16 protein-coding genes are annotated in these 21,619 nt (G+C 74.9%); 7 read left to right on the top strand and 9 right to left on the bottom strand.

The features are described from left to right. Nucleotides 1-19 precede the first annotated feature (19 nt). Nucleotides 20-826, bottom strand: a complete 807-nt coding sequence (locus AB0469_RS17505; protein WP_366452263.1) for an ABC transporter ATP-binding protein — start codon at nt 824-826, stop codon at nt 20-22. After that, on the bottom strand, nt 819-1,724 hold the full coding sequence (locus AB0469_RS17500; protein ID WP_366452262.1) for an ABC transporter permease: 906 nt from the start codon (nt 1,722-1,724) through the stop codon (nt 819-821). The genes AB0469_RS17505 and AB0469_RS17500 overlap by 8 nt, the downstream gene beginning before the upstream one ends. A gap of 181 nt (nt 1,725-1,905) precedes the next feature. On the opposite strand from AB0469_RS17500, the gene AB0469_RS17495 reads away from it, so the two are divergent. The 3 genes from AB0469_RS17495 to AB0469_RS17485 all read left to right on the top strand — a co-directional run bounded on the left by AB0469_RS17495 (nt 1,906) and on the right by AB0469_RS17485 (nt 4,867). After that, nucleotides 1,906-2,547: a TetR/AcrR family transcriptional regulator gene (locus AB0469_RS17495; protein WP_366452261.1), complete on the top strand. Its 642-nt coding sequence runs from the start codon at nt 1,906-1,908 to the stop codon at nt 2,545-2,547. Between the two features lie 92 nt (nt 2,548-2,639). Then, complete coding sequence (locus tag AB0469_RS17490) at nt 2,640-3,845, top strand: FAD-dependent oxidoreductase (protein WP_366452260.1); 1,206 nt, start codon at nt 2,640-2,642, stop codon at nt 3,843-3,845. Nucleotides 3,846-3,970: 125 nt separating this feature from the next. After that, a complete protein-coding gene (locus AB0469_RS17485; protein ID WP_366452259.1) occupies nt 3,971-4,867 on the top strand; it encodes an RNA polymerase sigma-70 factor in 897 nt (298 codons plus the stop codon). 9 nt (nt 4,868-4,876) lie between these two features. On the opposite strand, the gene AB0469_RS17480 is transcribed toward AB0469_RS17485, so the two are convergent. The 5 genes from AB0469_RS17480 to AB0469_RS17460 form a co-directional block, all read right to left on the bottom strand. Further along, nucleotides 4,877-7,141: a bifunctional glycosyltransferase family 2 protein/CDP-glycerol:glycerophosphate glycerophosphotransferase gene (locus tag AB0469_RS17480; protein WP_366452258.1), complete on the bottom strand. Its 2,265-nt coding sequence runs from the start codon at nt 7,139-7,141 to the stop codon at nt 4,877-4,879. A 161-nt stretch (nt 7,142-7,302) separates the two neighbouring features. After that, complete coding sequence (locus tag AB0469_RS17475) at nt 7,303-8,142, bottom strand: carbohydrate ABC transporter permease (RefSeq protein WP_366452257.1); 840 nt, start codon at nt 8,140-8,142, stop codon at nt 7,303-7,305. Then, on the bottom strand, nt 8,139-9,416 hold the full coding sequence (locus AB0469_RS17470) for a sugar ABC transporter permease (protein ID WP_366452303.1): 1,278 nt from the start codon (nt 9,414-9,416) through the stop codon (nt 8,139-8,141). The genes AB0469_RS17475 and AB0469_RS17470 overlap by 4 nt, the downstream gene beginning before the upstream one ends. Before the next feature lie 71 nt (nt 9,417-9,487). Beyond that, nucleotides 9,488-10,828 carry an ABC transporter substrate-binding protein gene (locus tag AB0469_RS17465; RefSeq protein WP_366452256.1) on the bottom strand — a complete coding sequence of 447 codons (1,341 nt, stop codon included), beginning with the start codon at nt 10,826-10,828 and terminating at the stop codon, nt 9,488-9,490. A gap of 187 nt (nt 10,829-11,015) precedes the next feature. Further along, a complete protein-coding gene (locus tag AB0469_RS17460) occupies nt 11,016-14,153 on the bottom strand; it encodes an FHA domain-containing protein (RefSeq protein WP_366452302.1) in 3,138 nt (1,045 codons plus the stop codon). A 477-nt stretch (nt 14,154-14,630) separates the two neighbouring features. Here AB0469_RS17460 and AB0469_RS17455 point away from each other — a divergent pair, with 477 nt between their 5' ends. Both AB0469_RS17455 and AB0469_RS17450 read left to right on the top strand, forming a co-directional pair. After that, nucleotides 14,631-16,403 (top strand): serine/threonine-protein kinase, encoded by a 1,773-nt coding sequence (locus tag AB0469_RS17455; protein ID WP_366452254.1) that lies wholly within the window; start codon nt 14,631-14,633, stop codon nt 16,401-16,403. 190 nt (nt 16,404-16,593) lie between these two features. Next, on the top strand, nt 16,594-17,865 hold the full coding sequence (locus AB0469_RS17450) for a serine/threonine-protein kinase (protein ID WP_366452252.1): 1,272 nt from the start codon (nt 16,594-16,596) through the stop codon (nt 17,863-17,865). Between the two features lie 76 nt (nt 17,866-17,941). Here AB0469_RS17450 and AB0469_RS17445 read toward each other — a convergent pair whose 3' ends face one another. After that, nucleotides 17,942-18,967, bottom strand: a complete 1,026-nt coding sequence (locus AB0469_RS17445) for a 2-oxoglutarate and iron-dependent oxygenase domain-containing protein (protein ID WP_366452251.1) — start codon at nt 18,965-18,967, stop codon at nt 17,942-17,944. A 319-nt stretch (nt 18,968-19,286) separates the two neighbouring features. Between AB0469_RS17445 and prfB the strand changes: the two genes are divergently transcribed. Beyond that, on the top strand, nt 19,287-20,396 hold the full coding sequence (gene prfB / locus AB0469_RS17440) for a peptide chain release factor 2 (protein WP_366452250.1): 1,110 nt from the start codon (nt 19,287-19,289) through the stop codon (nt 20,394-20,396). Between the two features lie 109 nt (nt 20,397-20,505). Here the strand turns inward: prfB and AB0469_RS17435 are convergent, their stop codons facing one another. Beyond that, nucleotides 20,506-20,694, bottom strand: coding sequence for a hypothetical protein (locus AB0469_RS17435; RefSeq protein WP_366452249.1), 189 nt, complete (start codon nt 20,692-20,694; stop codon nt 20,506-20,508). A gap of 228 nt (nt 20,695-20,922) precedes the next feature. On the opposite strand from AB0469_RS17435, the gene ftsE reads away from it, so the two are divergent. Then, nucleotides 20,923-21,612: a cell division ATP-binding protein FtsE gene (gene ftsE, locus AB0469_RS17430; RefSeq protein WP_042810247.1), complete on the top strand. Its 690-nt coding sequence runs from the start codon at nt 20,923-20,925 to the stop codon at nt 21,610-21,612. The last annotated feature ends 7 nt before the right edge of the window (nt 21,613-21,619 follow it).

Raw genomic sequence — 21,619 nt, 5'->3', positions numbered from 1 at the left:
TTCGGCCTCGCGGGCGGCCTCAGCCGCGGGTGAACGCCTCGTAGGCGTCGCAGACCTCCTGGGAGGGGCCGTCCATGCGGATGACGCCGGACTCCAGCCAGATCGCCCGGTCGCAGGTGTCGCGGACGGTGCCGATGGAGTGGCTGACCAGGAAGACGGTGCCGGCGTGGGCGCGGAGTTCCTCGATGCGGGCCTGGCTGCGGCGCTGGAAGGCGGCGTCGCCGGTGGCGAGGGCCTCGTCGATCATCAGGACGTCGTGGTCCTTGGCGGCGGCGATGGAGAAGCGCAGCCGGGCGCCCATGCCGGAGGAGTAGGTCCGCATGGGCAGGGAGATGAAGTCGCCCTTCTCGTTGATGCCGGAGAAGTCGACGATGTCCTGGTAGCGCTCGCGGATCTGCTGCTTGGTCATGCCCATCGCCAGTCCGCCGAGGACCACGTTCCGCTCGCCGGTGAGGTCGTTCATCAGGGCGGCGTTCACCCCGAGGAGGGAGGGCTGGCCGTGCGAGTAGACGGCGCCGCGGGCCACGGGCTGGAGGCCGGCGATGGCCTTGAGGAGGGTGGACTTGCCGGAGCCGTTGGTGCCGATGAGGCCGATGGCCTCGCCCTTGTAGGCGGTGAAGCTGACGCCGCGGACGGCGTGCACCTCGCGGACGCCGGGGGCGGGCTTGCGGGAGAAGATGCGGCTGAGCGCGGCGGTGGCCCCGCCCTTGCGGCCGCCGGAGTTCACCTTGTAGACGACGTGCACCTCGTCGGCGATGACGGTCGGGACACGGGTGTCGGTGGCGGCGCCGGTGTCGTCGCCGGTGCGGGTCAGGGTGTCAGCCACGGCCGTACTCCTCCTCTGCCTTCCAGAAGTAGACGAACCCGCCGATGCCGGCGAGCAGGGCCCAGCCGATGGCGATCGGCCAGACGTGGTGGGGCAGCTGCGAGGCCTTGAAGCTGTCGATCAGGGCGAAGCGCATCAGGTCGATGTAGACGGCCGCGGGGTTGAGCTTGAGCATGATCGTGACCCAGTGCGGCAGGTGGTCCGACCGGAGCATGGCGTCGATGGACCACATCACGCCCGAGGAGTACATCCAGGTCCGCAGGACGAACGGCATCAGCTGGCTGACGTCCGGGTTCTTGCTGCCGATGCGGGCCATGACCATCGCGCAGCCCGCGCAGAAGACGGCCATCAGGAAGAGGGCCGGGGCGGCGAGCAGCCAGGCCGGGGAGGGCGTCTGTCCGAAGGCCAGCAGCAGGACGACCAGGGCGCCCATGGTGACCAGCAACTGCTGGAAGAGCTGGACCACCGTGGACAGGGGCAGGCTGGCGCGGGGGAAGTGCAGGGCCCGGACCAGGCCGAGGTTGCTGTGGACGGCGCGGGTGCCGGCGTTGATCGAGCTGCCGATGAAGTCCCAGACGAAGACGCCGGTGATCAGGAACGGCACGTAGTCGGGCACGCCGTGGCTGGCGTGCATCACGATGCCGAAGATGAAGTAGTAGACGGCCGCGTTCAGCAGCGGGGTCATCAGGTGCCAGACCTGGCCGAGCTTGGCCGTGCTGTACGTGGCGTGCATGCGCGCGGTGGCGTACGCGATCACGAAGTGGCGGCGGTCCCAGAGCTGCGCGACGTAGCGGGGCAGGGAGGGGCGGGCGCCGCTGAGGGTCAGGCCGTGGGCCGCCGCCAGTTCCGCGGGGGTGGCGGGGGCCGCGGCGGGTGGCGCGGTGGTCGCTCGGGTCACGGGCTTCGCTTTCGACGGGGGTCGGGGCGCCGCCGGCCGGGCCCGGAGGGGTCCGGAGGAGGGGGCCGGGCGACGGGACGGGTCCGTATCGTCGCTACGGCGAGGTTAGGCCGCTCAAGGTCGGAACGCAACCGTATCGTCGTGACGGGTCGGTGGCGGCGTCCGCGGCTATGCTCTGTCCATGACCAACGAGCCCGCCGCCCCCACCGCCGCCCCCGTGCCCGCCCCCGCCCCGGCCCGCCGCGCCCCCGCAGGGGCGGCCGTCCTGCGCGAGGACGTCACGGAGGCGATCCGCGGGGCGGTGCTCGCCGAGCTGGCCGAGGTCGGCTTCGCCCGGATGTCCATCGAGGGCATCGCCCGGCGGGCCGGAGTCGGCAAGACGGCGGTGTACCGGCGCTGGAAGTCCAAGCTGCACCTGGTCCTCGACCTGATCGGCGCCTTCGCCACCGACGGCCTGCCCGTCCCGGCCACCGGCTCCCTCTACGGGGACGTACGGGCGCTGCTGGAGGTCATGACGCACGTGCTGCGGCACCCGGTGGCCTCGGCCGTGATCCCCGACCTGCTGGTGGAGGCCGCGCGGAACCCGGAGATCGCCGACGCGGTGCGCGGAGCCCTGCTCGACGGCCAGCGCCGCCTCGCCGAGGGGATCGTCGCGGAGGCCGTCGCGCGCGGCGAGCTGGAGGAGTCGGCCTCCCCGGAGCGGGCCCTGGACCTGGCGATCGGCCCGCTGTACTGGCGGCAGGTGGTGGTGGGCGACGCCGTCCCGGCCGCCTACCTGGACGGGCTCGCCCGCTCCGTGGTCGCCGGGCTGAAGGCCGGCTGACCCCCCGCCCGGTGTGATCCGGCCCACACGGTGTCACGGTGGGCGGGCCCCCGGTGTCCTGTGGTCGAACCCCTGGAGCCGGAGGAGACACCATGAGCGGGAAGCACACCGAAGTCCTCGTCGTCGGCGGAGGCTACGCGGGCGTCATGGCGGCCAACCGCCTCACGCGGCGCGACGACGTCACCGTGACGCTGGTCAACCCGCGCCCGGACTTCGTCCACCGCGTCCGCCTGCACCAGCTGGTCGGCGGCACCGACCCGGCGGTCGTCGACTACCGGGAGGTCCTGGCCGACGGCGTCGGGCTGGTGGTCGACACCGTGGAGCGGATCGACGCCGCCGCACGCCGCGTGGAGCTGGCGGGCGGCGGCGCGCGGGGCTACGACCACCTCGTCTACGCCGTGGGCAGCGGCAGCGCCGACCCGCGCGTGCCCGGGGCGGCCGAGCACGCCTTCCCCCTCGCCACGCTGGAGGAGGCGCGGCGGCTGCGCCCGGTCCTGGAGGCCGCGCCCGCGCAGGCCCCGGTGACGGTGGTCGGCGCCGGCCCGACCGGCATCGAGACCGCCGCCGAACTCGCCGAGGAGGGCCGCGCCGTGACCCTGGTCTGCGGCGGGGTCCTCGGCCCCTACCTCCACGCCCGGGGCCGCCGCTCGGTGGCCCGGCGGCTCGCGGCGCTCGGCGTGACCGTCCTCGACGGCCCCGGCAGCAGGGTGACGGCGGTGACCGCCGCCGCGGTCCGCCTCGCCGACGGCCGGACCCTGCCCAGCGGGGTGACCGTCTGGACCACCGGCTTCGCCGTCCCCGACCTGGCCGCCCGCAGCGGGCTGAGCACCGACGCCCTCGGCCGCCTGCTCACCGACGAGACGCTGACCAGCGTGGACGACGCCCGCATCGTCGCCGCCGGGGACTCGGCGGCCCCCTCGGACCTGCCGCCGCGGATGAGCTGCCAGGCCGCGATCCCCCTGGGTGCCCGGGCCGCCGACACCGTCCTCAGCCGGATCGCCGGCGAACGGCCCGAGCCCATGAGCCAGGCCTTCGCCGGCCAGTGCATCAGCCTGGGCCGGCGCGCGGGCATCTTCCAGTTCGCGAAGCGGTCGGACACCGCCGTCCCGTTCCACGTCGCCGGCCGCCCCGGCGCCCGGCTCAAGGAACTCGTCTGCCGGGGCGTACTCAAGCACCTGGCCGGAGAGGCCCGCGAGCCCGGCGGGTACAAGCTGCACCGCGTCCCGGGAGCCACCCGCCGCGAGCTGCTGGACGCCCGCGGCGCCGGGGCGCCGACGACCGCCGAGCGGACCGCGTGACCGGCACCCGCGGCGGCCGCCCCGGCCGCCGCGGGCCCGGCTCCCAACGGGATGATCTTGCAGTGGGCGTACGTCCGAAGACCGCCGCCGGCCCGTGCCCGGCAGCCGAGGAGAGGCACCGAGACATGACCACCGAACCCGCCGACCCGGCGACCGACGCGTTCGTCGCCCACCGCAACCTGCTCTTCACCGTCGCCTACGAGATGCTCGGATCGGCCGCCGACGCCGAGGACGTCCTCCAGGAGACCTGGCTGCGCTGGGTCGGCGTCGACCTGGCACAGGTCCGCGACCGGCGCGCCTACCTGGTCCGCATCGCCACCCGCCAGGCCCTCAACCGGCTGCGCAGCCTCCAGCGCCGCAAGGAGGCCTACGTCGGCCAGTGGCTGCCCGAGCCGCTGCTCACCGCACCCGACGTCGCCGAGGACGTCGAGCTCGCCGAGAGCGTGTCGATGGCGATGATGCTCGTCCTGGAGACCCTCTCGCCGACCGAGCGCGCCGTCTTCGTGCTGCGCGAGGCCTTCGACTTCGGCTACGAGGAGATCGCCGCCGCCGTGGACAAGACCCCCGTCGCCGTGCGCCAGATCGCGCACCGCGCCCGCCGGCACGTCGACGCCCGCCGACCGCGCCGGGCGGTCTCCCCGGGCGCGGCCTCCGCGGCGGTGCGGTCCTTCCTGCGGGCCGTCGAGACCGGCGACCCGCAGGCTCTCCTCGACGTGCTCGCCCCGGACGTCGTCCTGGTGGGCGACGGCGGCGGCCTCAAGCAGGCCGCGCTGCGGCCGATCGGCGGCGCCGACAAGGTGACGCGCTTCCTGCTCGGCGGCCTCGGCAAGAACACCCTCCCGCTCGCCTTCGCCCCCACCCTGGTCAACGGCAGCCCCGCGCTCGTCGTCCACCTCGACGGCGAGCTCGACGGGGTCATGGCGATGCGGATCGAAGGCGCCCGCATCACCGGCCTCTACTACGTCCGCAACCCCGAGAAGCTGACCCACGTCCTGTCCGAGATCCCGCTCACCCTGCGCTGACCGGCGCCCCTACGGCCACAGGCCCGCCGTCAGCGGCGTGCGGGCCTCGGCCGCCGCCGGGGGCGCGGGCGGCGCGGGACGGCGGTCCTCCAGCGGGGTGACGGCCGGCAGCGGGGTCTGCTGCCCCAGGAAGACCCGGCGCACCACGCGTTCGGCCGCGTACCCGTCGTCGTACGAGCAGAACCGCGCGCGGAACGCGGCGCGCAGCTGGGCCGAGCGGGAGCCCCGCCAGTGGCCGGTGGCGAAGATGTCGACGAGCTCGTCCTCGGTCCGGGCGACCGCCCCCGGCGGGCAGGACCGCAGGTCGAAGTAGGTGCCGCGGGCGGCCTCGTACGCCTCCCAGTCGTCCGCGTGGATCACGATCGGCCGGTCCAGGCACGCGTAGTCGAACATCAGGGAGGAGTAGTCGGTGACCAGCGCGTCCGAGGCCAGGCAGAGCTCCTCGACCGACGGGTGGGAGGAGACGTCCAGCAGCCTCGGGTGCGGGTCGCGGGCGGGCCCGGTGCCCGCGTACGTGAGGTGGGTGCGGGTGAGGACCGTGAAGCGCGGGCCCAGGTCCCGCAGGACCCGCTCGAAGTCCAGGTGCTCGGGGCGGCTGCGCCGGTAGTCGCGGTGGGTGGGCGCGTACAGGATCGCGGTGCTGCCCGGCGCGATGCCGAGGCGCTCGCGCAGGGCGAGGACCTCGGCCCGGGTGGCCCGGTGGAAGGGGTCGTTGCGCGGGTAGCCGTACTCCAGGGTGGTGTAGGAGGCGGGGACGGCCTTCTCCCAGACCAGGGTGGAGTGCCGGTTCGAGGAGAGCAGGAAGTCCCACTGGTCGGCGCCGCGCAGCAGGCCCTCGAAGTCCGTGGTGGGGGCGGCGGCCGGGCGGTCCTGGAGGTCGAGGCCGACCCGCTTGAGCGGGGTGCCGTGCTGGGTCTGGAGCAGGACCTGGCCCGGCCGCTTGACCAGGGCCCGGTCGAAGTTGACGTTGGTGGTCAGGTACGTGGCCCGGGCCAGGGCCGTCCAGTACGCGGCCGAGCCCGGCCGCAGCGGCGTCGTCTCCGGGGGCAGGGTCGCCGCGTGCCGCGGGTCGCAGATCCACGCCGTGCGCATCCGCGGGGCGAGCTCGCGCAGCTTGGCCTCGACGGCCGCCGGGTTGCAGGCGTAGCCGCCGTGCCAGTACGCGGAGAACACCGCGAGCTCGGGCCGCAGGGGCAGCAGCCGCTGGATCCGGTAGTGCGCGCGCAGGGCGCTCTCGCGCAGCCCCCGCCACAGCGCCGAGCCCGCCCGGGCCGCGGCCAGGCCCGCCGCGCGGGCCGCCGAGGCGAGACCGTAGGTGCGGCGGGCGCCGAGGCGCATCAGGGTGTGCCGCAGCCGGTCGGTGCGGCCGGCTGCCGGCGGCAGGACGCCCGTGCCGCCCGGGGGGCGGTGGCGGCGCAGCAGGGCGCAGGCGCGGGCGAAGAACTCGGCGCGGCCCGAGCGCGGCAGGCGCCGGGGGTCGGCGTACAGGGCGCAGAAGTGCTCGGCCATCCGCCGGTGCACCGCCGGGCGCCAGCGCTCCAGCTCGGGGCGCTGGGCGAGCCAGCCGAAGACCCGGTCGTACTGGTCGAGGACGTCGAGGTGGCGGCGGCTGGTGGTGGTCAGGATCGACCCGGTGCGCCGCTGGCGGTAGTGCACGCAGACCCGGTCGAGGACGGCCACGGACTCGGCGGCCAGCAGCGCCGGGTAGGTCCAGGGGGTGTCCTCGTAGAAGCCGGGTGGGAACTCCAGGCCCTCGCGCTCCACGTACTCGCGCCGGTACGCCTTGTTCCACACCACCATCAGCATGCCCAGCAGGGCCGGCCGGTCGGCGAGCCGGAAGCTGGCCGGGCCCTCCTCGGACAGCCGGTCGGCGAGGCGGTTGCGGACCACCTCGCCGGTCCAGAAGGCGCGGGCGTAGTCGTAGACGAGGACGTCGGGGGAGCCGGTGGCCTTCAGCCGGTCGGTGATGGCCCGGAGGGCGCCCGGGGCGAGGGTGTCGTCGCCGTCGAGGAAGAGCAGGTAGTCGCCGGTGGCCCGGGCCAGGCCCGCGTTGCGGGCCGGGCCCAGGCCGAGGTTGTGCGCCAGGTGCACGGCGGTGACCCGGGGGTCGCGGGCCGCGTACTCGTCGATGATCGAACCGCAGGCGTCCGGGGAGGCGTCGTCGACCGCGATCAGTTCCACGTCCGGGCAGGACTGGGACAGGACCGAGTCCAGACTCTCGTGGAGGTACGCCTGGACCTTGTACGCGGGCACGATGACGCTGAACCGGGGCACGGCACATCCAGGGGTCGGCGCGGGCATGTTCCTCCCCCAGCCACCGCTGGAGGTGCCTCCCGGGAACGCCCCCGCGGCGATCGGGTTACGCCCCCTGCGGCATTCGGGTTACCCGCCGTCAACGCGGCACGTCAACGGCATGATCGCGAGGGTGCTCCGGGTCATTTGACCGCTCCGGCCATCACCCCCGTGACGAACTGCCGCTGGAAGGCGAAGAACACGGCGAGCGGCACGACCATCGACAGGAAGGCGCCGGGCGCCAGCACGTCGATGTTGTTCCCGAACTGCCGCACCTGCTGCTGGAGCGCCACCGTCACCGGCGGGTGCGCCGAGTCGGCGAAGACCAGCGCCACCAGCATGTCGTTCCACACCCACAGGAACTGGAAGATGCCGAGCGAGGCGATCGCCGGACCGCCCAGCGGCAGCACCACCTGCCGGAACAGCCGCAGTTCACCGGCCCCGTCCAGCCGCGCCGCCTCCAGCAGCTCGCGCGGGATCTCCGCGAAGAAGTTCCGCAGCAGGAACACCGCGAAGGGCAGCCCGAACGCCGTGTGGAACAGCACCACCCCGGCGGTCGTCTCGAACAGCCCGATCGCGCCGAAGAGTTCGGAGACGGGGATCAGCGCCACCTGCACGGGGACCACCAGCAGCCCCACCACGACCAGGAACAGCCAGTCCCGGCCGGGGAACTCCAGGCAGGCGAAGGCGTATCCGGCGAGCGCGCCCAGGGTCAGCACCAGCAGGGTCGCCGGCACCGCGATCGCGACCGTGCTCAGCAGGGAGCCGGTGATCGTGTCGTTCGCCAGCAGGTGCGCGTAGTTGGACGCGGTCAGCCGTGAGGGCGCGGTCAGCGCCTGCCACCAGCCGCCCCGGTTCAGGTCGCCCGGGGACAGGAAGGAGGAGACCAGCAGGCCGAGCGTGGGCACCAGCCAGAACAGCGCGGCCAGCACGAGGAAGACGCGCAGCAGCACGCTCCCCGCCAGACGCCGGACGACGCTCACCGCGAGGCCCCCTTCCGTATACGGCGGATATTCAGCAGCATCACCGGCACCACCAGCACCAGCAGCAGGACCGCGATGGCGCTGCCCAGCCCCTGGTCGGCGTCCGTGCCGAAGGAGGTCCGGTACAGCTGGAGCGCGAGCACGTTCGCGTCGTCCTGCACCGCCCCCGGCGCGATCACGAAGACCAGGTCGAAGATCTTCATGACGTTGATGACGAGGGTCACCAGGACCACCACCAGCACCGGTGACAGCAGCGGCACGGTGATCCGCCGGAACACCTGCCACTCGCCCGCCCCGTCCACCCGGGCCGCCTCCAGCAGCTCCCGCGGCACCGCCGCCAGCCCGGCCCCGATCAGCACCATCGCGAACCCCGCCCACATCCACACGTACGCGCCGATCACCGCCGGGGTCACCAGGACCGGGCCCAGCCACTCCACGCCCGCGTACGCCGCCCGGAAGTTCGACGCCGGCAGCCGCAGCAGGGCGCCGTCGGCGGAGCCGGGCAGGGTGAACGTGCCGTCCGCCCGGGCCGTGGCCGCCGCCACCACCCGGCCGCCGCGCACCGCCTCGATCCGCATCCCCGGCAGGCCCGTCTCCGTCGGGTCGACCGCGTTCACCGCGCCGCCCCCGCCCCGGGTGAAGTCCTGCCAGACCGTGCCCGTCACCTTCCCCGGCACCGCCTGCGCGGCGCGCGCCGCACGGGCCCCCTCGGGCAGGGCCTCCGGAGCCACCCCGACCAGCGGCAGCAGCGCCGGCACGCCCGCCCGGACCGGCTCGCGCGTCACGAACGCACCGCCCGCGGCGGGCTCCAGCGGCGAGTCCCGGCCCGGCCGGGCCTTCGGGAACGCCGAGGACGGGGCGAAGGTGTCGTGCACCCCGACCGCCACGGCGTTGGCCACGCCCCGGTGCGGGTCGTGGTCGTACACCAGCCGGAAGATGATCCCCGCCGCCAGCATCGAGATGGCCATCGGCATGAACACCAGCAGCTTGAACGCCGTCCCCCAGCGGACCCGCTCGGTCAGCACCGCGAAGACCAGGCCGAGGGCGGTGGCCAGGGCCGGGGCCACCGCCACCCACACCGCCGTGTTGCGCAGGGCGGTGCGGATCGCCGGATCGCGCACGATCGCCTCGTAGTTGGCGGCGCCGACGAAGGCGTCCCCGGAACGGTCGAAGAGGCTGCGGTAGAGCGAGAACCCGATGGGCTGCACCACCAGCGCGCCCAGCAGGACCAGCGCCGGCAGCAGGAACGCCGCCGCGACCAGCCGCCGCCGCACGGCCGCCCGGCGGCCCGGCGCGGCGGACCGGGCCGCCCGTGCCGGGGCCGCCCGTCTCGTCCGGGCCACCGCTAGTTCCCGTACGCCTTGGCCGCGTCCGCCTCCAGCCTCGCCTGGGTGCCCGCCACGTCCGACGGGTTCGCCAGGAAGTCCTGGAGCGCCTTCCACTCACCCGCGCCCGGCGTCCCGCCGAACGCGGCCGGTGCCTGGTCCGACATGTCGAAGCGGAAGTCGTCGCCCGCCGCGATCAGCGCCTTCGCGATGCCCCGCTGGATGTCGTTCGGGTACGCCGCGAAGTCCACCGCCTTGTTCGGCGAGACGAAACCGCCCTCCCCGGCCTGGATCCGCGCCGCGTCCGCCGACGCCAGGAACGTCAGCAGGGCCTGCGCCCCCTTCGACGGCTTCAGCGCCACTGCCACGTCACCGCCCGAGACCACCGGGGCCTTCGCCCCGACCGCCGGGAACGGGAAGACCAGGGCGTCCTCGCCGACCTTCGCCTCCGTCTGGCCGATGTTCACCGCCACGAAGTCGCCCTCGAAGACCATCGCCGCCGCCGGCCGGCCGCCCCCGGTGAACACCTGCGTCACCGACTTCGGGAACTCCGTCGCCAGCGCCCCGGCCGTGCCGCCCGCCAGGAAGTCCTTGCGGCCGAACAGCTCACCGAGGGTGGTCAGCGCCTGCTTGACGCTGTCGTCCGTCCACTTGATCTGGTGCTTCGCCAGCTGGTCGTACTTCTGCGGGCCCGCCTGCGAGAGGTAGACGTTCTCGAACCAGTCCGTCAGCGTCCAGCCGTCCGCCCCCGCCACCGAGACCGGTGCCGTGCCCGAGGCCGAGAGGGTGTCGGCCGCCGCCAGCAGCTCCTTCCACGTCTTCGGCGGCTTGACGCCCGCCGCCTCGAAGGCCTTCGCGTTGTACCAGACCAGCGACTTGTTCGCCGCCTTGTAGTAGACGCCGTACTGGGTGCCGTCGACCGCCCCCAGCTGCCGCCAGCCCGGCGAGTAGTTGGCGTCGAGCTGCGCCCGCGCCTCCGGGCCCACCGGCTGCGCCCACTTGTTCCGCACCGCCGCGACCAGCGCCCCGACCTGCGGGAGCAGTGCCACGTCCGGCGGCTGACCGCCCGCGATCTTGGTACCGAGGAAGGTGACGATGGGGTCCTGGGCCGGGACGAAGGTGACGGTCGCGCCCGTCCGCTTCTCGAACTCCTTGAGCACCTTGGCGAAGTTGGCCTGCTCGGGCCCCGTCCAGACCGCCGAGACCTCCAGCTTCTCGCCCGGGAGCTTCGGTAATACGACGGTGTGGGCCTGCTCCCCGCCCGTCGACGGGGTGCTGCCGGCGCTGCCGCCGCCACCGCCGCCCCCGCACGCCGTGAGGGCGAGGGCGCCCGCGGCGGCGAGGGCCGCCCAGGCCCGCACCCGCGTCCGTGCCGGGCCCCTCGTCCGGTTCCCCGCCAGGCTTCTCGCCTGGCTCGATCCGTACCGTCCGTGCTGTCCGCGCATGGTGCCGCCCCCGATGCCGTGTGGCCGTGGTGTGCTCCGTGCCACCAGGTCTACGCCGCGCCGCGCACCCCCGCAATACCGCGTCGCGGGGAGTGGCGCGGCGTCAGGGGGCCGCCGGGAACAGCACCGGTATGGCCGAGACCAGGTGCGAGGCCCGGTCGAGGGCGCTGGCCAGGAGGGCGAGGTCGGTCGGCCCGTTGCCCAGCTCGCGCACCGGCCGACGGGCCGGCGGGTCGCCCATCCGCTCCCACTCCACCGGGACCACGGTCGGCCTCAGGGTCGCGGTGCGTGGGATCCGCCCGGTGACCCGGCCCGCCTGGAACGGAACCGCCCGCCCGTCGGCGTACAGCAGCCGGCCCCGGCCGGGGCCCGGCCGGTCCGGACCCTCCAGCTCGACCCGCAGCGCCGCCCGCCGGGCCGGCTCGCTCTCCGCGGTGCGGTCCGGGCGGGCGGTGGCGGCGATCAGGTGCACCCCGAGGCGGGCGCCCTCACGGGCCACCCCCTCCAGGATCCGTACGAGTGAACCCGCGGCGGGCCGCCCGGGGCTGCCCAGCGCCGGCGCGACCAGCGCGTCGAAGTCGTCCACCAGCAGCACCAGCCGGGGCAGCGGGCTCGGGCCGGCCGCCGGATCGGTGCGCGGGCCCGAGGCCCGCAGCCGCAGGGTGCCGGTGCGCTGCGGATCGAGGTCGCCGCGGTGCTCGCCCGGACCCGGGTCCCGGGGCGAGACCATCCCGTCGGACAGGCTGCGCCGGCCGTGCCAGTCGGCGAACGGCACGCCGTCCAGCAGCTCGTGGCGGCGCTTGAGCTCGGTGGCCAGGGCCTGCGCGAACTCCCGCATCCGCAGCGGGTCGGAGGCCACGAGGTGGGCCGACACGTGCGGCAGCTCCGTACAGGGCAGGAGGCCGTCCCCGCGTTCGCCGCCAGCGCCGTCGAGGAGGAGCAGGCCCAGGTGGTCCGGGCGGGACCCGGCCGCCAGGGAGGCGGCGAGGGAGCGCAGCAGCTCCGTACGGCCGCTGCCGGCGGGGCCCTCGACGAACAGGTGCGGGCCGTCGTGGACCAGCTCGGCGCCGACCGGCCCGCGCCGGCCGGCCCCCAGGACGACGTCGGCCAGCCCGCCCACGGCCCGGCCCTGGTCGGCGGCGGCGGCCCAGCGGGCCATGAGGGAGGCCGGGGTGGCGCGCGCCAGCCCGAGCTCGTCCAGGAGCCGGGCGGCGGCGGGCAGGCTGGCGGCCGTGCGGTGGCCGCCGTGGCCGTCCGCCCGCGGGGCGTCGGCGCGCAGCGGGGCCAGGGCGCGGGCGAACCGCTCCGCCCAGGCGGCGGAGACCCCGTCGGCGACGGCGGTGGCGCCCGGCGGGACGGGCCTGCCGCCGCTGACCGCGAAGGTCCGCACGGCGGTCGCGACGTCCCCGCTGAGCAGGGCGACCGTGGTGCAGTCCCGGAAGGCGGGGGTGCCCGCGCAGGCGGTGTCGTACGTCTGCCCCACCGGGGAGGCGGGGGTGGCGGCCGGGGCCTCGGCGAGCGCGAGGACGTGGATGCCGGCGGCGGCGCCGTGCGAGGCCAGCCGGCCGGTGAGGTCGCGCAGGGCGGCGGTGCCGGGGTCGCCGTCGAGGACCACCAGGGTGCGGGGGCCCTCGTACGCACCGGCCGCGCGGTGCACGGCCGACGGCTCCGCGTTCGCCCAGCCCGTGCCCAGCGGACCGTCGTCCAGCCGCCGGGTCAGCTCGGCGGTGCGGGCGGCCGCCTGGTCGCGGTCGTACGCCAGGAGCAGCCGGCAGTCCTGGCCGTGCGCGGGGCGTACGTGGGGCAGCCAGCCGAGCCAGGCCCAGTCGCGGCGGCGCTCCTGGAGGGGCCGGGCGCGGTCGGCGGCCAGCAGCACGATCTCCAGCTGCGCGGGCGCGTGCAGCCCGGCGAGCTGCGCCACGACGGACCGCGCGACGCCCATCAGCCGGGCCCGCGGGCCCGCGACCCCGAGCGCGCCGCTCCCGCGCAGCGCCACCCGGCTGCCGGCCCCCAGCCCCACCTCCAGGAACGCGGGGTGCCCGGGCCCGCGCGACCACAGCCGTCCGGTGGGCCCGAGCGCGGCGAGCAGCAGGGCGGCGGGGTCGTCGGCGTCGGGGGCGGCCGGAGCGGGCTCCGCCGCCTCCACGGCCTCGACGACGGCCTCCTCCTCGCCCCGCACCCACTTGCGGGCCCAGGCTCCGATGCCCCCGAGCCTGCGCCGCGGGGCCTCCTCCGGCTGCGGCCCGCCGGCCTCCCCGGCGGTACCCCCGGGGAGGCCGGGGTACGCGGTGGGTGCGGCAGCGGCTCCGTCGCCGCGGAAGGGCAGGCCGGCGGGTGGGGCGGGGTGGTGGAGGGCCGCCCGCGGGCCGGGGGCGGCGGCGCCCGGGCCCGTGCCGCCGGCGGAGGCCTGCCCGGTGCCCGGAGCGGTGCCGGGCGCGCCGGAGCCCCGGCCCGTACCGGCCGGGGCGCCGCCCGAGGTGCCCGTGCCGCCGCCCGGGGCGGCCTGGGTGAACCGGCCCGTACCGCCGGAGGCGCCGGCGCCCGTGCCGCCGCCCGGGGGGCTCGTGGCGCCGCCCGTACCGGCCGGGGCGGTCGTCAGGGCGAGGTGGCCCTCCAGGTCCGGGGCCACCGGGAGGCGGTCGCCGCCGCCCGAGGCCAGCCGCAGCGTGGACTCGCCGATCCGCAGCAGCGCTCCCGGTGCCAGCGCGACCGCCCGGACGCCCACCTCCGCGCCGTCCAGCGTCGTGCCGTTCGTCGAGCCGAGGTCGGCCACCGCCACGCGTCCGTCCGGCATCACGGTCACCGTGCAGTGCAGCCGCGACACGTCCGGGTCGTCCAGCGGCACGTCCGCGTCGGCCGAGCGCCCGATCCGCACCGACCCGGGGTGCAGCAGGTGCACGCCGCCCGCGTCGGGGCCGGCCACCACGTGCAGCTGCGGGGCGCCGAGCCCGTCGTCCCCCAGCGCGTCGGCGTCCGGTGCCGGGACGTGCAGCGTCAGTACGGCCCCGTCCACCAGCGGCGGCTCGCCCAGTACGGTGCGCTGGAGGTCGAGGCGGCGCGACCCGGCGTACAGCACGACGGTCCCGCCCGTGTCGGGGCCGCCGAAGGTCGCCGCGAGCCCGGAGGCCACCGCGGCCAGCGCGGTCCCGGCGGGTGCGGTGACGAGCACGTCACAGCCGGCGGGCGCGGCGGCGGCCTGGTGGCCGCCGCGCGACCCGAGGACGGTCAGCCGGATCTGCATCGCCGTCAGCGGTCCCTTCTGCGCGGAGCGCAGTGCGCGGTGCGGGGCGCCCGGCGGGGTGCGGCGGGACATGTCTGCCCGGTCAACCCCCCGCCCGGCACGGACGTTTCGTCCGTTCAGGTCAGCCGGAAGGCGGGGCTCCCGTCCCGGCCGTTCCGTACGGGTGCATCCTCGCACCTGTCACCCGCAACACGCCCGGCGCCCGGCAACAAATGATCTTGATCGATGGCGGGCGCCTCCGATCACCGCAAGGATTCGGCCACCCGATCGAGCGAATGCCGAGGTGATTCCGGGGAAAAGGCCCTCAGGCATACGCCGCAAAACTCACCCTTCGCACAAATGTGCGGCAACCAACCTCCCGTGACCCGCGTCCTCCACGGAGACACCCCCTAGAGTTGGGCCGGAACCCATCCGGAACCCATCGGGAAACCCACTCGGCGGAATCAGCCGGAAAACGACAGCAGGGGAGCGCGAGACGTGCGGCCAGTCGGCAGCAAGTACCTGCTCGAGGAGCCGCTCGGACGCGGCGCCACGGGCACCGTCTGGCGTGCCCGCCAGAGGGAGGCCGCCGGCGCGGAGGCGGCCGTCGCCGGCCAGCCCGGCGAGACCGTGGCCATCAAGGTCCTCAAGGAGGAGCTGGCCCAGGACGCGGACATCGTCATGCGCTTCCTGCGCGAACGCTCCGTCCTGCTGCGCCTGACGCACCCCAACATCGTCCGCACCCGCGACCTCGTCGTCGAGGGCGACCTCCTCGCCCTCGTCATGGACCTGATCGACGGCCCGGACCTGCACAAGTACATCCGGCAGAACGGCCCCTTCAGCCCGGTCGCCGCGGCCCTGCTGACCGCGCAGATCGCGGACGCGCTCGCCGCCAGCCACGCCGACGGCGTCGTCCACCGCGACCTGAAGCCGGCCAACGTCCTGCTCGACGAGAGCAACGGGCAGATGAAGCCGATGCTCACCGACTTCGGCATCGCCCGCCTCGCCGACTCCCCGGGCCTCACCCGCACCCACGAGTTCGTCGGCACCCCCGCCTACGTCGCCCCCGAGTCGGCCGAGGGCCGCCCGCAGACCTCCGCCGTCGACATCTACGGCGCCGGCATCCTCCTGTACGAGCTCCTCACCGGACGCCCGCCCTTCGCGGGCGGCACCGCGCTCGAAGTGCTCCACCGCCACCTCAGCGAGGACCCGCAGCGGCCCTCGTCCGTGCCGGAGGCGCTGTGGATCGTCGTCGAGCGCTGCCTGCGCAAGGAGCCCGACGAGCGCCCGAGCGCCGAGAGCCTGGCCCGCGGCCTGCGCGTGGTCGCCGCCGGCATCCGCGTGCACTCCTCGCCCGACGAGGTCGAGGCCGCGCTCGGGGTGGGCGCGCTGCTCGCGCCCGACCCCTCGCCCGCGCCGGTCCCGGCCGCCGCCCCGCAGCTGCCCGGGAGCACCGCGCCGACGCAGGCGACGCCCGTGGCGGCGGGGGACTACGACCCGAACGCCATGACCAGCGTCCTGCCGCCGGTCGACGGGGCGGACGCCACCACCGTGCTGCCGCCCGTCACCGGCGGGCCCGGCGGCGGCGCCCAGGGCGCCCCCGACCCGACCTCCGTCATGCCGCCGGTGCAGCGGCCCGACGCCCCGCACCCGTGGCAGTCGCAGATGCGGGCCGCGCGGGACCGCAACGAGCAGACGCAGATGCACTACCTCGACCCGGCCGAGGACCCCCTGCGCCGCCGCCCGCAGCGCCAGGCCCCGCCCGTGCCGCCGCCCCCGCAGCACCAGCCGCAGCAGCACCAGCAGCCGCAGTACCGCCCGGCCCCGCCGCCGCAGCAGCAGTACCAGCAGCCGCCCCAGTACGCCCCGCAGCCCCAGCCGTACCAGCAGCCGCAGGCGTACCAGCCCCCGCCGCCCCCGCAGCAGCAGGCGCCGTACCGGCAGCAGCCGCAGCCGCCGGTGCAGCAGCAGCCGCAGCACCCGCCCCGGCAGCAGCAGCCCCCGCGCGAGCCCCGCCCGCCGCGCGAGCCCCGCCGCCGCAGCGCGAACCCCGTCCGCATCCCGGGCCTCGGCTGCCTCAAGGGCTGCTTCGTCCTGCTCCTGCTGCTCTTCGTGGGCGGCTGGCTGATCTGGGAACTGACCCCGCTCCAGGAGTGGATCGGCACCGGCAAGGGCTGGTGGGACCAGGTGTGGAGCTGGGGCAGCGACGCCGTGGACTTCGTCTCCTCGATCGGGGACAAGGCGAACGGCGGCGGCAGCGCCGGTTCCTGACGGCACGGCAGCCTCCGGGCCGGCGCCGTGCGGGGCCTTTTTCGCCCCCCACGGCGCCGACTTCGTAGATTTGTCGACATCCAGGGCGTGATTTCGCCCGCAGAAGTGAAGGTCACCGCGATCCGGAGCGCCGGGCACCCATTCGGCCGCGTAACTTTGAGGCGTTACGCCAGCCGCTGAGGGAGCAGTCGTGGCACGGAAGATCGGCAGCCGGTACACAGCGCACCAGATCCTGGGGCGCGGCAGCGCGGGCACGGTGTGGCTGGGAGAAGGGCCGGACGGGCCCGTCGCCGTCAAGCTCCTGCGCGAGGACCTCGCCTCCGACCAGGAACTGGTCGGACGCTTCGTCCAGGAGCGCAGCGCGCTGCTCGGCCTGGAGCACCCGCACATCGTCTCCGTCCGGGACATGGTCGTCGACGGCAACGACCTGGCCCTCGTCATGGACCTCGTCCGCGGCACGGACCTGCGCACCCGCCTCGACCGCGAGCGGCGGCTGGCCCCCGAGGCGGCCGTGGCCGTCGTCGCGGACGTGGCCGACGCCCTGGCCGCGGCGCACGCCGCGGGCGTCGTCCACCGGGACGTGAAGCCGGAGAACGTCCTGCTCGACATGCAGGGCCCGCTCGGGCCCGGCGGCGCGCACCCCGCGCTGCTCACCGACTTCGGCGTGGCCAAGCTCATCGACCACCCCCGCCGGGCCCCCGCGCCGCCCGGGGCCCGCACGCCGGCGACGACCACGCGGATCATCGGGACGCCGGACTACCTCGCCCCCGAGATAGTGGAGGGCCTGCCCCCGCGGGCGGCCGTCGACATATACGCCCTCGCCACGGTCCTCTACGAGCTGCTGGCCGGGTTCACCCCCTTCGGCGGGGGACACCCGGGAGCGGTGCTGCGCCGGCACGTCACCGAGACCGTGGTCCCGCTGCCGGGGATCCCCGAGGAGCTGTGGCAGCTGATCGTCCAGTGCCTGGCCAAGGCGCCGGCCTCGCGGCTGCGGGCCTCGGAGCTGTCCGTACGGCTGCGGGAGCTGCTGCCGCTGCTGGCCGGGCTGCCGCCGCTGGACGTGGACGAGCCGGACGACGCGGAGCCGGAACCGGAGGCCCCGGCCGCCGCCGAGGAGGCGGCCGCCGCGGATCCGGTGCGCCGGCGGGGGGTGGTGCCCCTGGTCCCCGGTTCCGCGACGGACTCCAACCGGGACACGCACACCTCCATGCGCGTGCCGACGCCGGACGAGCTCGCGGGCGGGGCGCTGGGCACCGCGCGCGTGCCCCGGCCGGCCGGCGGGCACAAGCCGGGCTCCGCCCGGCACCGGTCGGAGGCGGTGCGCAAGCGGCGGCTGGTCCTCTCGGCCTCCGCGGTGGCGCTGGCCGCGGCCGTCGGGGTCGGCGGCTGGCTCGCCGCCTCCGGCGAGGACCCGGCCCCCCGCCCTCCCGCCCCCTCCCACACCACTCCGGCCCGGCGCTAGGCGGGCGCAGGGCCCGTCGCGCGGGGCCGGGCGACGGCTCCGCGCGACGGTGCCCCCGGCCCCGTCCGGGGCTCGGCTACGCCGCCGTGATGAGCGACGGGTGCCAGCGCCGCGCCACGGCCGGGTGGGCCCGGACCCAGCCCTTCAGCTCGTTGCGGCCGTACTCCGCGTGCAGCGGGTTCGACGCGTCGTGCGCGACCCCGGGCGCGGACCGCAGGTACTCCCCGGGCACGGTGTCGATCACCGCGTCCAGCCGGGGGTTGTAGAAGAACGGCACCGAGAACCGCTCCACCGCCCCCGGCGGGCTGACCACCCGGTGGTCGGTGGCCACCAGGTACCCCTCCGTGGCGATCTCCAGCAGCTCGCCCAGGTTCACCACGAACGCCCCCGGCATCGGCGGGATGTCCACGAAGCCGCCGTCCCGGACGACCTGGAGCCCGCCCACCCCGTCCTGCAGCAGCAGCGTCAGGAAGCCGTAGTCCTTGTGCGCGCCGACCCCCTGGTCCGCGCCCGACGGGGCGGATCCGGGGTAGCGGATCAGCTTCGTGTGCAGGTGCGGCCGGTCCGCGAAGGCCGCGTCGAAGAAGTCCGCGGGCGCCCCGATCGCCGTCAGCAGCTCCCGCAGCAGCCGGTGCGCCACCCCCGCCAGCCGCTCCTGCCAGCCCAGCACCGCCTCCCGCAGCTCCGGCAGCGCCGGCGGCCACTGGTTCGGGCCCTCCAGCCACAGGTACGCCGGGTCGGCCGGTCCGACCTCCGGCGCGGGCCGCTCCGCGCCGACGTCCAGCTGGTCCCGCCAGTCGGAGGCCCCGCCGGTCAGCTCGTGCCCGATGCGGGTGTAGCCCCGGAAGTGCGGGGAGTTCAGGTTGCTCACGGCCAGCCGGTCGGCCTCCGGGAGCGCGAAGAAGGCCCTGGTCAGCTCCAGGATGCGGGCGGTCTCGGCCTCCGTGATCCCGTGCCCGGTCAGGTACAGGAAGCCCGTGTCGCGGGCGGCGGCGTGCAGCTGCTTGAGGAAGTCGTCCCGCTCCGCGGGGTCGTCGGCCCGGGAGAGGTCGATCACGGCGAGCGAAGAAGAGGGGCTGGAGGAGGGGTGCGCGGACGGCATGACGGCTCCGTTTCGGATGTCACGGGGTCCTGTGCCCCAGAGATGGCGGGGCGGCGGGCAGCGTGGAACGGACCGCCGGCAGGGATGGCGCCGGGCGGGCGTGGCCGCGTACAGGACCGAAGTCGGATCGGGGTTGATCAGGCTTGTGCGAGGTCCGGCGGCAGACAGCTCGTGGTGGTGACACGCATGTGGTCCACATGGCGGCGCTTCACGAGTAGAACGGTCATACGGTGAGCGTACGCCCGTACCCACCCTCCTCCGAACACGTTCACCAGGCCTGGCCGGAGATGGCCGTCCGCGGACCGGCTACGCTGGACCCGTGGCAGTCGTCGATGTTTCCGAAGAGCTGAAGTCCCTCTCCTCGACCATGGGGTCGATCGAGGCCGTCCTGGACCTCGACAAGCTGAGGGCAGAAATCGCCGTGCTCGAGGAGCAGGCCGCCGCGCCGTCCCTGTGGGACGACCCGGACGCCGCCCAGAAGATCACGAGCAAGCTTTCGCACCTCCAGGCCGAGGTCCGCAAGACCGAGACGCTGCGCGGCCGCATCGACGACCTCGCGGTGCTCTTCGAGCTCGCGCAGGAGATGGAGGACGCGGACACCCTGGCCGAGGCCGAGGCCGAGCTGGCGTCCGTCCGCAAGGCGCTGGACGAGATGGAGGTCCGGACCCTGCTCTCCGGCGAGTACGCCGAGCGCGAGGCCCTGGTCAACATCCGCGCCGAGGCCGGCGGCGTCGACGCCTCCGACTTCGCCGAGCGCCTCCAGCGCATGTACCTGCGCTGGGCCGAGCGCCACGGCTACCCGACGGAGATCTACGAGACCTCCTACGCGGAAGAGGCCGGCATCAAGTCGACCACCTTCGTGGTCAAGGCCCCGTACGCCTACGGCACCCTCTCCGTCGAGCAGGGCACCCACCGCCTGGTGCGCATCTCGCCCTTCGACAACCAGGGCCGCCGCCAGACGTCCTTCGCGGGCGTCGAGGTGCTGCCGGTCGTCGAGACCAGCGACCACGTCGAGATCGACGAGTCCGAGCTGCGCATCGACGTGTACCGCGCCTCCGGCCCCGGCGGCCAGGGCGTCAACACGACCGACTCGGCCGTGCGCATCACCCACATCCCGACCGGCATCGTGGTCTCCTGCCAGAACGAGCGCTCCCAGATCCAGAACAAGGCCAGCGCGATGAACGTGCTCCAGGCCAAGCTGCTGGAGCGGCGCCGCCAGGAGGAGCAGGCCAGGATGGACGCCCTCAAGGACGGCGGCAGCTCCTGGGGCAACCAGATGCGCTCCTACGTCCTGCACCCGTACCAGATGGTCAAGGACCTGCGGACGGAGTTCGAGGTAGGCAACCCGCAGGCGGTCCTCGACGGCGAGATCGACGGCTTCCTGGAGGCCGGCATCCGCTGGCGCAAGCAGCAGGAGCAGACCGCCTAGCCGACGGCGGCGGCACCCGGCACAACAGAGGGGAAGGGCCCGGACACCGTGGGTGTCCGGGCCCTTCCCCTTCGCCTGTGAACCGCCTGCGATCGGGACGCGGCGCGGCCTACGCGGTCCGGGCCACGAGTGCCAGCGCGGCCACCAGCACCACCATGAGCACGATGAGCGCCATCGGATTCAGCCCTCCGAAGGGGCCTTCCTGCTGGAGGCGCTCCCGGTTCGCCCGGCACACCGGGCAGCGGCCCTGGCTGACAGGTGCGGCGCAGTTCGCGCACACGAGCCGGTCAATTGTCATGCGCTCCTCCTCTCGTCCCCTCGTGACGCTTAACGGCAGGGGGACCGAGTCCGTTCCCCCTACCACTGTGCCAGCTCCGCCGACATTCGGCGCGGCCCGTCCGGGCACGAGCGGTCCGACTCCCCCGGGAGCCGGGGATAAATGGGGCAACTCAGGATGCCGGGTCCCCACCCCGCGCCCGTTCGCGTATGGTCACGCACACCTACTCCCGGCGACCGTGGTGCACCCGTGATCCGATTCGACAACGTCTCCAAGTCCTACCCGAAGCAAACCCGGCCCGCACTCAGAGATGTCTCCCTCGACATCGCCAAGGGCGAGTTCGTCTTCCTGGTCGGCTCCTCCGGCTCCGGCAAGTCCACCTTCCTGCGGCTGGTCCTGCGCGAGGAACGGGCGAGCCACGGGCAGGTGCACGTCCTGGGGAAGGACCTCGCGAAGCTCTCCAACTGGAAGGTCCCGCACATGCGGCGCCAGCTGGGGACCGTCTTCCAGGACTTCCGGCTCCTGCCCAACAAGACGGTGGCCGAGAACGTCGCCTTCGCCCAGGAGGTCATCGGCAAACCGCGCGGTGAGATCCGCAAGGCCGTCCCGCAGGTGCTGGAACTGGTCGGCCTCGGCGGCAAGGAGGGGCGGATGCCGGGCGAACTGTCCGGCGGCGAGCAGCAGCGCGTGGCCATCGCCCGCGCCTTCGTCAACCGCCCCGCCCTGCTGATCGCCGACGAGCCGACGGGCAACCTCGACCCGCAGACCTCCGTCGGGATCATGAAGCTGCTGGACCGGATCAACCGGACCGGCACCACCGTCATCATGGCCACGCACGACCAGCAGATCGTGGACCAGATGCGCAAGCGCGTCATCGAACTCGAACAGGGCCGACTCGTACGCGACCAGTCGCGCGGCGTCTACGGCTACCAGCACTGAAAGGCAC

The organism is Streptomyces sp. NPDC093801, assembly GCF_040701585.1.
Classification (GTDB): Bacteria; Actinomycetota; Actinomycetes; order Streptomycetales; family Streptomycetaceae; genus Streptomyces.
Note: the sequence above shows the minus strand (reverse complement) of the source record. Positions and strands in the feature narration are given on the sequence as shown.

Bases quoted from the DNA above. Each gene is read 5' to 3' on its own strand.
- AB0469_RS17495 (WP_366452261.1), top strand. From the start codon at position 1,906: ATGACCAACGAGCCCGCCGCCCCCACCGCCGCCCCCGTGCCCGCCCCC.
- AB0469_RS17490 (WP_366452260.1), top strand. From the start codon at position 2,640: ATGAGCGGGAAGCACACCGAAGTCCTCGTCGTCGGCGGAGGCTACGCG.
- AB0469_RS17485 (WP_366452259.1), top strand. From the start codon at position 3,971: ATGACCACCGAACCCGCCGACCCGGCGACCGACGCGTTCGTCGCCCAC.
- AB0469_RS17460 (WP_366452302.1), bottom strand. From the start codon at position 14,153: ATGCAGATCCGGCTGACCGTCCTCGGGTCGCGCGGCGGCCACCAGGCC.
- AB0469_RS17445 (WP_366452251.1), bottom strand. From the start codon at position 18,967: ATGCCGTCCGCGCACCCCTCCTCCAGCCCCTCTTCTTCGCTCGCCGTG.
- AB0469_RS17435 (WP_366452249.1), bottom strand. From the start codon at position 20,694: ATGACAATTGACCGGCTCGTGTGCGCGAACTGCGCCGCACCTGTCAGC.